The 13,342-nt window shown below is 71.9% G+C and carries 15 protein-coding genes; 9 read left to right on the top strand and 6 right to left on the bottom strand.

Annotated elements, in window-relative coordinates; all coding sequences use genetic code 11:
- Window position 1: 1 nt before the first annotated feature.
- Both BMW62_RS09190 and BMW62_RS09195 read right to left on the bottom strand, forming a co-directional pair.
- Window positions 2-388 carry a type II toxin-antitoxin system VapC family toxin gene (locus BMW62_RS09190; protein WP_091930638.1) on the bottom strand — a complete coding sequence of 129 codons (387 nt, stop codon included), beginning with the start codon at window positions 386-388 and terminating at the stop codon, window positions 2-4.
- Window positions 385-621: a type II toxin-antitoxin system Phd/YefM family antitoxin gene (locus BMW62_RS09195; RefSeq protein WP_091930556.1), complete on the bottom strand. Its 237-nt coding sequence runs from the start codon at window positions 619-621 to the stop codon at window positions 385-387. The genes BMW62_RS09190 and BMW62_RS09195 overlap by 4 nt, the downstream gene beginning before the upstream one ends.
- Window positions 622-788: 167 nt before the next feature.
- Between BMW62_RS09195 and BMW62_RS09200 the strand changes: the two genes are divergently transcribed.
- The 4 genes from BMW62_RS09200 to BMW62_RS09215 all read left to right on the top strand — a co-directional run bounded on the left by BMW62_RS09200 (window position 789) and on the right by BMW62_RS09215 (window position 5,625).
- The gene (locus BMW62_RS09200) at window positions 789-1,859 is read left to right on the top strand and encodes an ATP-dependent DNA ligase (protein WP_091930557.1); all 1,071 of its coding nucleotides are present in this window, start codon (window positions 789-791) and stop codon (window positions 1,857-1,859) included.
- Window positions 1,860-1,946: 87 nt separating this feature from the next.
- Entirely contained in the window at window positions 1,947-3,509 is a 1,563-nt protein-coding gene (locus tag BMW62_RS09205) for an alpha/beta hydrolase (protein WP_091930639.1), read from the top strand.
- A gap of 34 nt (window positions 3,510-3,543) precedes the next feature.
- The gene (locus BMW62_RS09210) at window positions 3,544-4,614 is read left to right on the top strand and encodes a DNA polymerase domain-containing protein (protein ID WP_091930558.1); all 1,071 of its coding nucleotides are present in this window, start codon (window positions 3,544-3,546) and stop codon (window positions 4,612-4,614) included.
- A gap of 615 nt (window positions 4,615-5,229) precedes the next feature.
- A complete protein-coding gene (locus tag BMW62_RS09215; RefSeq protein WP_091930559.1) occupies window positions 5,230-5,625 on the top strand; it encodes an ester cyclase in 396 nt (131 codons plus the stop codon).
- Window positions 5,626-5,707: 82 nt separating this feature from the next.
- Here the strand turns inward: BMW62_RS09215 and BMW62_RS09220 are convergent, their stop codons facing one another.
- Window positions 5,708-6,523 (bottom strand): endonuclease/exonuclease/phosphatase family protein, encoded by an 816-nt coding sequence (locus tag BMW62_RS09220; protein ID WP_170852299.1) that lies wholly within the window; start codon window positions 6,521-6,523, stop codon window positions 5,708-5,710.
- A gap of 194 nt (window positions 6,524-6,717) precedes the next feature.
- Between BMW62_RS09220 and BMW62_RS09225 the strand changes: the two genes are divergently transcribed.
- A complete protein-coding gene (locus BMW62_RS09225; RefSeq protein WP_091930561.1) occupies window positions 6,718-7,062 on the top strand; it encodes a VOC family protein in 345 nt (114 codons plus the stop codon).
- Window positions 7,063-7,103: 41 nt separating this feature from the next.
- Window positions 7,104-7,469: a sigma factor-like helix-turn-helix DNA-binding protein gene (locus BMW62_RS22930; protein WP_211435055.1), complete on the top strand. Its 366-nt coding sequence runs from the start codon at window positions 7,104-7,106 to the stop codon at window positions 7,467-7,469.
- A gap of 411 nt (window positions 7,470-7,880) precedes the next feature.
- Here BMW62_RS22930 and BMW62_RS09235 read toward each other — a convergent pair whose 3' ends face one another.
- Both BMW62_RS09235 and BMW62_RS09240 read right to left on the bottom strand, forming a co-directional pair.
- The gene (locus tag BMW62_RS09235; RefSeq protein WP_091930562.1) at window positions 7,881-8,096 is read right to left on the bottom strand and encodes a DUF4287 domain-containing protein; all 216 of its coding nucleotides are present in this window, start codon (window positions 8,094-8,096) and stop codon (window positions 7,881-7,883) included.
- A 23-nt stretch (window positions 8,097-8,119) separates the two neighbouring features.
- Window positions 8,120-8,797 carry a DUF998 domain-containing protein gene (locus tag BMW62_RS09240; RefSeq protein ID WP_091930563.1) on the bottom strand — a complete coding sequence of 226 codons (678 nt, stop codon included), beginning with the start codon at window positions 8,795-8,797 and terminating at the stop codon, window positions 8,120-8,122.
- Between the two features lie 117 nt (window positions 8,798-8,914).
- Here BMW62_RS09240 and BMW62_RS09245 point away from each other — a divergent pair, with 117 nt between their 5' ends.
- The 3 genes from BMW62_RS09245 to BMW62_RS09255 all read left to right on the top strand — a co-directional run bounded on the left by BMW62_RS09245 (window position 8,915) and on the right by BMW62_RS09255 (window position 12,468).
- The gene (locus BMW62_RS09245) at window positions 8,915-9,805 is read left to right on the top strand and encodes a LysR family transcriptional regulator (protein WP_091930564.1); all 891 of its coding nucleotides are present in this window, start codon (window positions 8,915-8,917) and stop codon (window positions 9,803-9,805) included.
- A 79-nt stretch (window positions 9,806-9,884) separates the two neighbouring features.
- A complete protein-coding gene (locus BMW62_RS22935; protein ID WP_211435056.1) occupies window positions 9,885-10,067 on the top strand; it encodes a DUF4287 domain-containing protein in 183 nt (60 codons plus the stop codon).
- A 799-nt stretch (window positions 10,068-10,866) separates the two neighbouring features.
- Window positions 10,867-12,468: an alpha-amylase family glycosyl hydrolase gene (locus tag BMW62_RS09255; protein ID WP_091930565.1), complete on the top strand. Its 1,602-nt coding sequence runs from the start codon at window positions 10,867-10,869 to the stop codon at window positions 12,466-12,468.
- Between the two features lie 38 nt (window positions 12,469-12,506).
- Here the strand turns inward: BMW62_RS09255 and BMW62_RS09260 are convergent, their stop codons facing one another.
- Window positions 12,507-13,142, bottom strand: a complete 636-nt coding sequence (locus BMW62_RS09260) for a PilZ domain-containing protein (RefSeq protein ID WP_091930566.1) — start codon at window positions 13,140-13,142, stop codon at window positions 12,507-12,509.
- Between the last annotated feature and the right edge of the window lie 200 nt (window positions 13,143-13,342).

Raw genomic sequence — 13,342 nt, forward strand, 5'->3', positions numbered from 1 at the left:
CTCACCCGACCAGCCGTACGGCGTCGCCGTACCCGACGAGCCGCCGGTCCGCGGTGAGGAGGACGGCGCCCTCGGCGACGGCCTGGGCGATCAGCAGGCGATCGAACGGGTCGCGGTGGACGTCGGGCAGGTGCTCGACGCCGGCAGCGTGCTCGGTGCTGACGGGCAGGTGGTCGAGCGCCAGTTCACGGGTCACGCGGCGGGTCCACGTCCGCACGTCGGAGCCGAGCGACAGCTTGCCCAGGCGCTGCTTGATCGCCAGCTCCCAGATGCTGACTGCCGACACCAACCGGCGGTCGGCATCGGCCACCAGGTCCCGCGCCGCGCCGAGCCGCTCCGACCTATGCGTCAGCCACACGACCACGTGCGTGTCGAGCAGGACCCTCACGGCCATTCCTCGAACGCCCGCTGCAGGTCCTCGGGCAGCGGATCGTCGAAGTCGTCGGCGATCCAGACCCGGCCGCGGTCGAAATCGAAATTGGGCGTCCGCCGTCGCGGACCGACCAGCCGGGCGACCACCCGACCACGGTTGGTGATCTCCACCTCTTCCCCGGCGGCGACGGCTTCGAGCAGCCGGGACAGATGCGTCTTCGCCTCGTGCACCCCCACCGACTTGGTCATGTGAGCTAGTCTAGTTCCACGGTGCGGCCCGACGGTGCGGACGCGGGCCCGGGGACCCGACCTCGCGGCGCAGCAGCCACCCTCGCCGCACACCGCGAGGACGGCGACCGCGGGGGCGAGGGCCGCGATCTCGATCGGGGCCGCCGGTGGCTGCTTGACTGAGCGACATGGACCTCCCGCTGCAGCCGCCGGTGAAGCCGATGCTCGCGAAGGCCGCCACGAAGGTGCCGGTCGGCGACGAGTGGTTCTACGAGCCGAAGTGGGACGGGTTCCGCTGCATCGTCTTCCGCGACGGCGACGAGGTCGAGCTCGGCAGCCGCAACGAGCGCCCGCTGACCCGCTACTTCCCCGAGGTCGTCGCCGCGGTGAAGGAGAACCTGCCCGAGCGGTGCGTCGTCGACGGCGAGATCGTCGTGCCGCGGGACGACCGGCTGCACTTCGAGGCGCTGCTGCAGCGGATCCACCCGGCGGAGTCACGCGTCACGCTGCTCGCCGAGCAGACCCCGGCCTCGTTCGTCGCCTTCGACCTGCTCGCCCTGGGTGACGAGTCGCTGCTGGAGACGCCGTTCGCGCAGCGGCGGGCCCGGCTCGAAGCCGCCCTGTCCGGCGCCCGCCCCCCGGTGCACCTCACCAGCGTCACCCGGGACGCCGCCACCGCCGAGCGCTGGTTCGAGACGTTCGAGGGCGCCGGCCTCGACGGCGTCGTCGCCAAGTCCGCCGACCTGCCCTACGGCCCCGACCAGCGGCTGATGACCAAGGTCAAGCACGTGCGGACGGCGGACTGCGTGGTCGCCGGCTTCCGCTGGCACAAGAGCGGGCCGATCGTCGGCTCGTTGCTGCTCGGCCTGTACGACGGCGAGGAGCTGCAGCACATCGGCGTCGCGGCGTCCTTCCCGATGGCGCGCCGGGCCGAGCTGGTCGAGGAGCTCGCGCCGTACCGCGCCGAGGCGCTCGACGGCCACCCCTGGCAGGACTGGGCCAACGCCCAGGTGCAGGCCGAGGGCGAGCAGCGGATGCCCGGCGCGGTGAGCCGGTGGAACGCCAAGAAGGACCTCTCGTGGGTGCCGCTGCGCCCCGAGCTGGTCGTCGAGATCAAGTACGACCAGCTCGAGGGGCGTCGACTTCGTCACACCGGGCAGTTCCTCCGCTGGCGCCCCGACCGGGACCCCCGCAGCTGCACGTACGACCAGCTCGACGTGCCGGTCCGCTACGACCTGGCCGAGGTCCTGGAGGGCTGAGACGGTGCGCCGCGGACGGCCTTCCTGCAGGGTCCCGCCGCGAGCTTGCGAGCGGTGGGGGGCAGGAAGGTCCCTATCCTCGTGATCATGCGTCTGCACCGTGGCCTCCCGGCCGCCGCGTCCGGCCTGCTGCTGGCCCTGCCCCTCGTGCTCTCCGGCTGCACCTCCTTCGGCGAGACCACGGAGGAGCCCGCCGCCAGCACCAGCACGGCACCGGCCGAGCCCGAGGTCGCGCCGATCGAGTGGACCGACTGCGACGCCCAGATCCAGCCGCTCGTCGAGGGGCAGCCGGGCAGCGAGCGCGACATCGCCTTCGAGTGCGGCCGCACCGACGTGCCGATCAGCTACGACGAGCCCGGCGGCGCCACGCTGCCGCTCTTCCTCGTCCGCGCCTCGCTGGCCGGGCAGACCGAACCCCTCGGGTCGCTCATGGTCAACCCCGGCGGCCCGGGTGGCTCCGGCGCCGACGCCGCCATCGGGCTGGCGCTGACCCTGCCCGAGGACGTGCTGCGCCGCTTCGACGTCGTCGGCTTCGACCCGCGCGGCGTGGGCCTGTCCACGCCGGTCGAGTGCATCCCCAAGGAGCTGAAGGACCGCGCGATCGCCGCGGAGCCGCGCCCGACCACCGAGGAGCAGCTCGACGACGTCTTCGCGATCTCCAGCGAGATCGCCGAGGGCTGCGCCGAGGAGTACGGCGAGGCGCTGGGCACCTTCAACACCGTGGACACCGCCCGCGACATGGAGCAGCTGCGGCAGGCCCTCGGCGAGGAGCAGCTGACCTACCTCGGCTACTCCTACGGCACCACGCTGGGCTCGACCTACGCCGAGCTCTACCCCGACCGCGTGCGCGCCATGGTGCTGGACGCCGCCGTCGACCCCGACGTCGACGCGGTCGCCGACGCCGAGGCCCGCGCCGCCGCGTTCGAGGCCGGCTTCGACGCCTTCGCGGAGAACTGCCGCGGCCTCATCGCCGGCTGCCCGCTGGGCGACGACCCCCGACGATTCCTCGAGGAGCTGCTGGCCCAGGCGCAGACCACGCCCGTCCCGAGCAGCGAGGAGGGCGAGACCCGGCAGGCCACGCCCGGCGTCATCCTCACCGCGGTGGCGGCCGCGCTGTACGACACCGCCTCCTGGCCGCAGCTGGCGCAGGGCCTCGCCGCCGCGCGGAACGGCGACGCCCGGCTGCTGTTCTCGCTGGCCGACGACTACAGCGGCCGGCTCGAGGACGGCACCTACTCCAACCTCCTCGACGCCAACGTGGCGATCAACTGCGCCGACACCGAGGAGACCGTGCCCGAGGAGCGGGTGCGCGAGCTGGTCGGCGAGTGGAGCGCCCGGTACCCGCTGTTCGGGGCCGGGGCGGCGGCCGGGCTGTTCACCTGCTCGGTGTGGGACGCCGAGCGCACGCCGGTGCCGGAGCGCGACGCCGAGGGCAGCGCACCGATCCTGGTGATCGGCAACGCGGGCGACCCGGTGACCCCGCTGCCCGGCGCCGTCGACCTCGCCGAGGACCTGGACAGCGGCGTCCTGCTGACCTGGCAGGGCCAGGGGCACACCGCCTACCCCAAGACCGAGTGCGTGACCGCCGCGGTCAACGCCTACCTCATCGATCTGGTGGCGCCGGTGGACGGGCTCACCTGCCCTGCGTGAGACTCGGCAGCCCACGGACGAGCGGAGCGGCGGAATGGCGAGCAGCAGCAAGGACGCCGTCGTCCTGCAGGTCGACGGGCACGAGGTGCGGGTCTCCAGCCCGGAGAAGCCGTACTTCCCCGAGCGCGGGATCCGGAAGATCGACGTCGTGGAGTACTTCATCGCCGTGGGCGAGGGGATCCTCTCCGCGCTGAGGGACCGGCCGACGACGCTGGAGCGCTGGCCTGGCGGGGTGTTCGAGGGCGCCCGCATCTCCACGCGGGTGGACAACAGCGGCGACGCGTTCTACCAGAAGCGGGTGCCGAAGAACGCCCCCGACTGGGTGCCGACGGCGCACATCACCTTCCCCAGCGGGCGGACGGCGGATGAGATCGCGCCGGACTCGGTCGCCGTCGTCGCGTGGTGCGCGAACCTCGGCACGCTGACGTTCCACCCCTGGCCGGTGGGCAAGGAGGACGTCGAGTCCCCGAACCAGATCCGCATCGACCTCGACCCGCAGCCGGGCACCGACTTCTCCGACGCGGTGCGGGTCGCGCCGCACGTGCGTGAGCTGCTGCACGAGTTCGGCATGGAGGGGTGGCCGAAGACCTCCGGCGGGCGCGGGGTGCACGTCTACGTGCCGATCCTGCCGCGGTGGACCTTCACCGACGTGCGCCGGGCCGTCATCGCGTTCGGCCGCGAGCTGGAACGCCGGCTGCCCGACCAGGTGACGATGTCGTGGTGGAAGGAGGAGCGCGGCGAGAAGATCTTCATCGACTACAACCAGATGGCCAGGGACCGCACCATCGCGTCGGCCTACTCCATCCGGCCCCGGCCGCACGCGCCCGTGTCGGCACCGGTCGACTGGGACGAGCTCCCCGACGTCCAGCCGACCGACTTCGACGTGCTGACCATGCCGGCCCGGTTCGCCGCCGTGGGTGACAAGCACGCCGGCCTCGCCGACCACGCGTTCCGCATCGAGCCGCTGCTGGAGCTGTTCGAGAAGCAGGAGACCGACGAGGGCCTGGGCGACCTGCCCTATCCCCCGGACTACCCGAAGATGCCGGGCGAGCCGATGCGGGTGCAGCCCAGCCGCGCCCGCAGACCTGCCGGCGCGGACGACTGATCGAGGCGGCGCCGGACTTCGCGCAGCGCTCATTCGCCCGCTGATCTGTCACCGTGGCGATCCGGCTCGAGGACCGCCTGGCTCCCTTCCGGCGGCGCTGCGGGCGGACCGCCGAGGCGGCCCGCCTGCAGCCGACAGGGTGCGGTGGGCGCCGAGGTAGGCGGGTCCAACGCGCGCTGCGAGGTCACCGGCACCGAGCGGCTCGCCAGCGGCGGTACGAGCCACCTGGCCGGCGAAGAACCCGCTTCGGCGACGTCCGCGTGGCCTCGGCGCCCCGCCGGCCGCGTACCGCAGAGGAACCCGCTACGGCGACGGCCAGGTGGTTTCGCGGGTCGGCCGCGTGGTGTCTCGACGGGGATCGCCTTCGGCTCAACCTCGGTCGTGGTCAGCGCCCGCCTCTGCGCCCCACCGTCTGCGCGCCGCCGTCTGCCTCATCGACGGCGGGCACTGCCTGCACCGCGACGACCCTCCACCTGGCTCCAGCCCGTCACCGCCGTCACCGCCGGTGGGCATACCCACCGCGGTGATCTGGCTGGCCGTCGGCGCATCGCCGGTGGCGACGTCGCTCCTGCGGGCCTCGAGACTGCCTGCTCCTGCCAGGCTGGGTGGGTGCCCATGACCGTCAGAGAACAAGAGCTCAAGGCGCAGTACCGGCGCTACAACGCGGTCTGCAACGCCCACCGCTTCGACGAGTTCGGGCAGTTCGTCGCCCAGGACGTTGAGGTCAACGGCCAGGTCCAGGGGTTTGACGCCTACGTGGCGGGCCTGGAGGCCGTCGTGCGGACGTTCCCGGACTACCGGTGGCACCTGGAGCATCTGTTCGTGCGCGACAACTGGGTGTCTGCGCACTTCACCGACACCGGCACCCACAAGAGCGAGTTCCTCGGGGTGCCAGCGACCGGCCGCCGCATCCGGACTCAAGAGTTCGCCGTCTACCGCTTCGAGGCGGATCGAATCGTGCAGGTATGGGTGACGGCCGACAACCTGCACCTGCTCGACCAGCTGCGGTGAGGTCGCAGGACATGGCAGCCGAGCGCCGCGTGAACCCCCACGGCCGGGCATGAGCACGGGGCCACCGGCGACGGGGTCCGCGTCAGCCGTGCAAGACGCCCCAGGACCCCGGCGCGTGATCGGGCAGCGCCAGGTCGGCGACGACGCCGAAGTGGTCGCTGGCCCACACCCCCTCCACGGGCCGGTCCAGAAGCCGGTCGCAGGCAGCCACCTGCAGGGTGGGGCCGTGGATTCCGCTGCGGACCAGGACGTAGTCGATGCGCCGGCTGACGGCGGTGGCCACCTCCCCGGCACGCACCAGCGGGTTCTCGGCGCTGAAGGTGAATCCGGGCTCGGTGGGTCGCACGCTCTCCCACGCGTCCTGGTAGCAGACGCTGATGCCCGCCAGAGACCGGCGCCCACGCCAGAACTGGACGCTCGCGGCATCCGGAGTGGCGTCGAAGTCGCCGAGAACGATCGCGTGCGCCCCGCTGTCGGCGTACTTCTCAAGCATCCGGGCAGCAGCCAGGGCCTGTTGCTCGCGCTCGTGCTCGTAGCCGAACTGCCAGCTCGGCTTGTGATGGGCGACCAGCGTGCGACCAACCGCCGTGTCGACCTCGACCAATAGCGTGGCGCACCAGGCGAAGTCTCGAGACCGCGGAGTGCAGCGCTGGTCGATTTCCTCGAGCACTCGGTGCGGCTGCCGGGTCGCCAGCACAGCGCCGACGCCGTCCTCGGAGGCCCGTGCGAAGCCGCGCACGTGCCAACCGGGACCCAGCAGCTCCTCGACCACCTCCGATCGGCTGGCAATGGGCACTTCCTGCAACGCGACGACGTCCGCCTTCAGCTGCTGAAGCCTCTCGGCGAGCACGCTCCGGCGCCGCTGCCAACCCGGGTTCGCCGGCCCCAGCACGTTCATGGTGACGACGCGGATGCGCCCATGATCAACCATGGCGGGCAGCCAACCGCGCGGGCTCCTTGTCCCGCAAGCCGAACCCTCAGCGGTCAGCGCGACAGCGAAGCGCTCGACCGCTCCTCGTCGAGCCGCGCGCCCGCCAGCCGCACGGGTGCGAGGCTGGGGATGTGCATCGGTACCCGCAAGGCGAACTGGTCATGGTCTTGGACTGCGCCGACCTGGAGCGTGCCGCGGCCTTCTGGACGGCGGTCCTGGGATATCGCTGCGAGGCGTACCGCGGCGGGCCGTACTTGGCCTTGGTGCCTCACGGCGGCCAGGGCATGGAGCTGCTGCTGCAGCGGACCGACGACCGCAAGGCCGGTAAGAACCGGGTGCACCTCGACCTGCGGACCGAGGACCTGGACGCCGAGGTCTCACGCGTGCAGGCGGTCGGCGGTGTGGTGCTGACGCCCGAGCCGGTCGTCGAGGGCGGGTGGCGGTGGCATGTCCTGGCGGACCCGGACGGCAACGAACTCTGCGTGCTGCAGCCACCCCAGGAGTGACGTCCTGCTCCGGTAGCCGATCCTTCACCAGGAACGTGGCCTTGGAGCGGCTGCGCTCCACTCGGCCCCAGCGAGAGACCTACGTCGGGCCGTGGCTGCCCGAGCCGATCCTGACCGGCGGCGACGCGGCGGACGCGGTCACCGACGCGGAGTCGGTGTCGATGGCGACGCTCGTGGTGATGGAGACGCTGAGCCCGCTCGAACGGGCGGTGTTCGTGCTGAAGGAGGTCTCCGCCTTCAGCCACGCCGGGATCGCCGAAACGGTGGACAGGTCAGAGGCCGCCGTCCGTCAGGCAGTCCACCGCGCCCGCGAGCACGTGCAGGGACGGCGGCCCCGATTCGCGGCAGACCGTGCGCGGCAGCGCCCAGGTCACCGATCGGTTCTTCGCTGCCGCGACGGGCGGTGACGTCAACGCACTGACGGAGCTGCTGTCACCTGACGTCACGCTCTGGACGGACGGCGGCGGGAAGGTCCGCCAGGCCCTGCGCCCGGTCGTGGGCGCATCCCAGGTGGCGCGCTGGTTCGCCGGCGTCGGGAGCCGCGCCTACGAGGGCGTGGAGCCGGCGGAGATGAGCGCCGAGCTGGTGGAGATCAACGGTGGACCGGGCGTGGTCCTCAGCGGCGAGCCGGGTGATCTCCACCGTCACGTTCGACTTCCACGCCGATGGCCGCATCACCGCCATCCACAACGTGGCCAACCCGGACAAGCTGCGGGCGATCAGCGCCGGCCACACGTTCGCGCTGCCGTGACCGTTACACCGGAGATGCCCAGAACCGTGCGGTTCTGGGCATCTCCGGTTCAGCGCTTCCGGGACCGTCAGTGCGTCCGGCCGTCCTCGAGCAGCGTGTGGCGCACGAGGGCGTTGGCGTGGCCGTGGCCCAGACCGTGCTCGTCCTTGAGCCAGGTGACCAGCTCCAGGTGCTTCCGGAGCGAACTGGAGCGGATCAGTCTTTTCCACTCCTCGATCGGCCGCCCGTACTTCTTCTCGATCGACGGGAAGTAGGACGCGGGACCGTTCTCGGTGCCAGGCATGACTGCCTCCTTCGTTTCCGTGGTCAGTGGACGTGCTTGGCGAGGTGCGCGAGGACCGCGGACGTCCAGGACCAGCCGAGGACGGCGGCGACGTACTGGACCACCACGCCCACGTCGGTGCCCATCGCGGCCATCGGGACGAACAGCAGGACCCCGTTGGCCGCGGAGTAGAGCGCCCATCCACGGCGGCCGAGCGCGGCGAACCGGCGGGCGAACACGAAGCACGCCGCGATCAGGGCGAGGGCGCCGACACCGAATGCGACGCCGTGCAACGCGCCGTGCCAGCTGATCACCGGCGGAGCCCCGGAGGGTGCGCCGGCCGGGAACCCGAACGACGGGTCGGCCACGAACACCCCGCCACCGAGCATGGCGATGCCGAAGAGCCCGAACAGGCGCGGTCCCCAGGTGGCACCGCGTTCGCCCCGCAGGGCGGTCCGCAGACCGGCTGCCGCGGCCAGGAACGCCAGGCCGGTGGCCACGAAGGTCGCGATCTGGATCCAGCCGAGGCCGCCCAGGCTCAGCATGCTGAAGGGATGCCGCTGGAGGTCGAAGCCGTCCCGGATCAGCGCCTGGGTGAACCCGACGAGGAGGAACAGCGGCCAGGCGAGGGCACCGAGGCACAGTAATCGGCGGACCCGCACAGGGTCCGGGGTGCCGGTCGTCGACGTTGCCGGCCGGGGAAGGGTGGGTGCGGTGGCCATAGCGAGAACTCCCTAGTGAAGCGCTGGTTGACGGCGTTCACTCTTCGCGGGTGCACGATCGCCATCAAGCGATGATCTCGCTACGATCGTTGCCTCAAACGCAACGGTGGAGGCAGTGTGTGGGAGCGGCACGAGCTGGAGACGTTCCTGACGCTCGCGGACGAGCTGCACTTCGGCCGCACCGCTGAACGCTCAGGGGTGTCCACCGGCCAGGTCAGCAGGACCATCCAGCGGCTGGAACGCCGCGTCGGTGCGCCGCTGTTCGAGCGCACCAGCCGTCAGGTCCGGCTGACCTCCATCGGACGGCGACTGGCCGAAGAGCTGGCGCCCGTCATGGTCGACCTGGCTGCGGCGATCGGCACGGCCGTCGATGCGGGCCGTGGAGTATCCGGGATCCTGCGAGTGGGCTACATGACGGCTGGCGCGGAGAACTTGCTGCTCAGGGCCGTCGAACTCTTCGCCGGGCGGCATGGCGACTGCGACGTCCAGATGCTCGAAGCGCAGATCGACGACGCCGAACCACGGCTGCGCAACGCCAGCATCGACGTCCTGGTCGCCGCGTACCCGTTCCCGGGCATGACCTGCGGACCGGTGTTGATGCGGGAGCCGCGGGTGCTCGCGGTGCCGGCGGGCCACGACCTGGCGCGCCGGGACTCCGTCTCCATCGAGATCCTCGCCGAGCACCCGGTGATCCAGCTGCCCTCGGAGATGGCCGAGGAGTTCCGCCAGGACCGCACTCCGAGCCACACCCCGGCAGGATTCCCGGTGCCGGAAGGTCCCGTCGGCACGACGTTCGCCGGCATCCTCAGCCTGGTGGCGATGGGGAAGGGCGTCTATCCGGTCGGCGCGCACACCGAGCGGTACTACCCGCGGTCAGGGGTGGCGTACGTGCCGATGCACGACGCGCCTCCGGTTCTGTGGGGGCCGGTGTGGCTCCCGACGAACGACACGGCCATGGTGCGCGCCTTCGTCCAGGCGGCCCGCGACGCCAATCCGCCGGAAGGATGATCCACCAAGGTTGCGATGATCTTCGCCGCCGGCGGCGGTCAGATCATCGACCGGCAAACCTCGGGAAAGGGAAGCACCCATGTCCTTCCAGGCCTACCTCGACAACATCGAGGAGAAGACGGGGCTGACGCCTCGCCAGTTCATCACACTCGCCCAGGAGCGCGGGTTCGACGATTCCGCTACGAAGGCGGGCACCATCCTCACGTGGTTGGCCGACGACTTCGGGCTCGGCCGCGGGCACGCCATGGCTCTCGCCATGTGATCAAGAAGGGCGAGAAGATTGACGCCAAGCACGTCGGGTCGACCGGCGTGCACCGCGACGAGCCGACACGCTCTGGCTGGACGGCAAGGCCACCCGCCCGTGAGACCGCTCTCCGGGCAGCGGGTTCGACCGGTCGGGGCCGCAGCGCCGGCTGCTCGTAGTTCAACGGCAGCAACAGCGCGGGGTCGCTGATCGGGACCTCCCACACCGCCCCGCCGCCGTCGGGATCGATGACCTCGTTCCGCCCCAGGAAGGCGGCCACCTAGTCCTGTCCCTGCAACACCCATCCCAGCAGGACCACGGGCCCTCAACGTCTCCGGGCCAAGATCACGGTCACCGGCTCACGCCACGTCCTTCACCAGGAACCGAGAAGAGCCGTCATGACCTTCCCGGCTTGACAACTGTCCGTGAAGCCGCCTTCAGACACAGGCGCTGGCGAACCACCGCCGCACTCCACGAGGCAATTGCCGCCCAGTCGTCGGCCCCGTCGCGCATTTCAGCAGTTCCATCCGCGGTGACAATGCCGTCTCCGTGGAGGAACTCCTAACGGGAATGGGGCAGGTCAGGTCGTCGGCCACGGAACAGCCGTCCCGTATGACCCGCCCGCGCGCATGTCCGGTGATGGGGCGATATCCGGCACGGCCTCCCGCCGCCGGAGCGCCCCGTAGGACTCCCCAATGCCAACGGCAGGGTCTCGCTCCGCGGCGATGCCGAGGGGGCACCTCGGCCCTGGACCGTCAGGGCGGAGGGCTCAGGGACGTCGTGCGCGGCTTCCGCTGATCGGCCCTACGCTGCCTGGGTGAGTTCGCCCCCGTGGTGGCAGCGCGGCGCCGTCTACCAGGTCTACCCCCGGTCGTTCGCCGACGGGGACGGCGACGGCGTGGGTGACCTCCGCGGCCTGCGCGCACATCTCGACCACCTGGCCGACCTGGGCGTCACGGCGGTCTGGCTCTCCCCGGTCTTCACCTCCCCCATGGTCGACGCCGGCTACGACGTGGCCGACTTCTGCGACGTCGACCCGGTGTTCGGAACCCTCGAAGACCTCGACGGGCTGATCGCCGACTGCCACGCACGGGGCATCCGCGTGGTCCTGGACTGGGTGCCCAACCACAGCTCCGACCAGCACCCCTGGTTCCTCGCCTCCCGGTCGAGCCGGGACGACCCCAGGCGCGACTGGTACGTCTGGCGCGACAGCGCACCCGACGGCGGCCCGCCCAACGACTGGCGCTCGGAGTTCGCCGCGGCCGGCCCGGCGTGGAGCTACGACGAGCACACCGGCCAGTGGTACCTGCACTCCTACACCCCGCAGCAGCCCGATCTGAACTGGGACAACCCGGAGGTCGAGGCGGCGATGCACGACGTCGTCCGGTTCTGGCTGGACCGGGGCGTCGACGGGCTGCGCATCGACGCGCTGCAGCGGCTGGGCAAAGACCCGCTGCTGCGCAGCAACGCCGGCTCCGACCGGCGCCACGACCAGGACTGGGAGCCGGTCGCGCACGAGCGGCTCCGCGGCATCCGGCGGGTGGTGGACGAGTACCAGGACCGGATGATCGTCGGCGAGGTCTACCTGCTCGACCAGCGGCGCGTCGTCGACTACCTGAGCGGCGGCGACCAGCTGCACATGGCGCACAACTTCGTCTTCCTGCACCTGCCCTGGGACGCCGCCGCCTTCCGGCACGTCATCGCGGAGTTCGAGGCGCTGGCCGAGCCGGACGCCTGGCCGGCCTGGTTCCTCGGCAACCACGACCACTCCCGGATCGCCACGCGCTACGACGACGGCGGCTCCGGGCAGGCCCGGGCGCGGGCCGTCGCGCTGATGCTGACCGCGCTGCGCGGGACGCCGTTCCTCTACCAGGGCGACGAGCTCGGTCTGCCCGACGCGGAGATCCCGCCCGGCCGGGTCGTCGACGTCGACGGCCGAGACCCCGGACGGGCACCGCTGCCCTGGCGGCCACCGTCACTGGCCGGCCCGGGCGCCGGCTTCACGACCGGGGAGCCGTGGCTGCCACTGGTCCGCGAGGCCGAGCAGCTCTGCGTCGAGAGCCAGGCTGCCGATCCCTGCTCGACCTTGTCCCTGGTCCGCCGGCTCGGCGAGCTGCGCGCGGAGTCCGCGGCCCTGCGGTCCGGCGACCAGCACCTGCTCGACGCCGGCCCGGACGTCCTGGCCTGGCTGCGCACCGGGCCCGGTGAACGGCTGCTCGCCGCCGTCAACTTCGCCACGGAACCCCGGCCGCTGATCGTCCCCGGCATCCCGGGCGCGCGCCACGCCGTCCTCGTGTCCACGGACCCGGAACGAACCGGAACCGCGGTCCAGGACGGCACCGGGCCCCGGGCCCGGTTCGTCCTGCAGCCGAGCGAGGCCGTCCTCCTGGAGCTCGTGCCGCACGCCCGGCCGACCTGACAGGGGTCCATCAGGTCGGCCGTGACCGAGTGCGACCCTCAGTCCAGGGCGGCCGCGCGCTCCTCGCGCAGCGCCTGGAAGACCCGCCGGCGCAGCCCGTCCGCGTCCTTCTCCTCGACGTCGTGGAACTGCATGGACAGCAGCCACCGCGCCCCCTGCACCTGCTGGCGGACGATCGCACCGCGGACGTCGACGGTGTCGTCGCCGATCGTCAGGGTCATGTGGGCCCGCGTGCCCGGCTCCGGGGGCAGCCCCCACCCGTCCACCAGGGCGCGGAGCCCGGCCTCGCTGAGGTCGACCGTGGAGCCGACGAGCAGACCATCGAGCCACGGCATGACCACCGGGACCTCGACGCGGGCGCGCACCGTGCGCCGGCGCTGGCTGCGCTCCGCCGGCCCGGTGGGGACGAGGTGCCACAGCGGCTCCTCGCCGACCTCGACGCTGGTGATCTTCGCGGGCAGGGAGCGCTCCTCGTACCCGCTGACCCAGTAGAGGGCGACCGGGTCCCCGGGCTTGATCGCCCGCTTCCACTCCGTACCCTCGCCGAGGGGGCGGACGACGATGGTGTTCTCGTTGGAGACCTCCACCTGCGCCGTCGCCGTCAGGCCACGCGCCACGAGCGTGACGTCGGCCTGGGTGCTCTCCTCGGGCCGGTCGTGCTGCGGCTCGGTCATGGGTCCTCCACTGGGAACGGGACGTGCGGGCGTCGTTGCGCCCGGGCGGAAGCTAGCGCGGCGGCCAGCGGAAACCGCACATCGCCGTGGCGTGTCCCGCCGAACGGTGGGCCACCGATCGCCCGACGACGCAGGAAGGGCATCGGCAGCTCCGGCCCCCGGTAGGACCGGAACGGCCCGCCTCCCCACCCGGAGGGGTG

This window comes from Blastococcus sp. DSM 46786 (assembly GCF_900109665.1).
Lineage (GTDB): Bacteria > Actinomycetota > Actinomycetes > Mycobacteriales > Geodermatophilaceae > Blastococcus > Blastococcus carthaginiensis.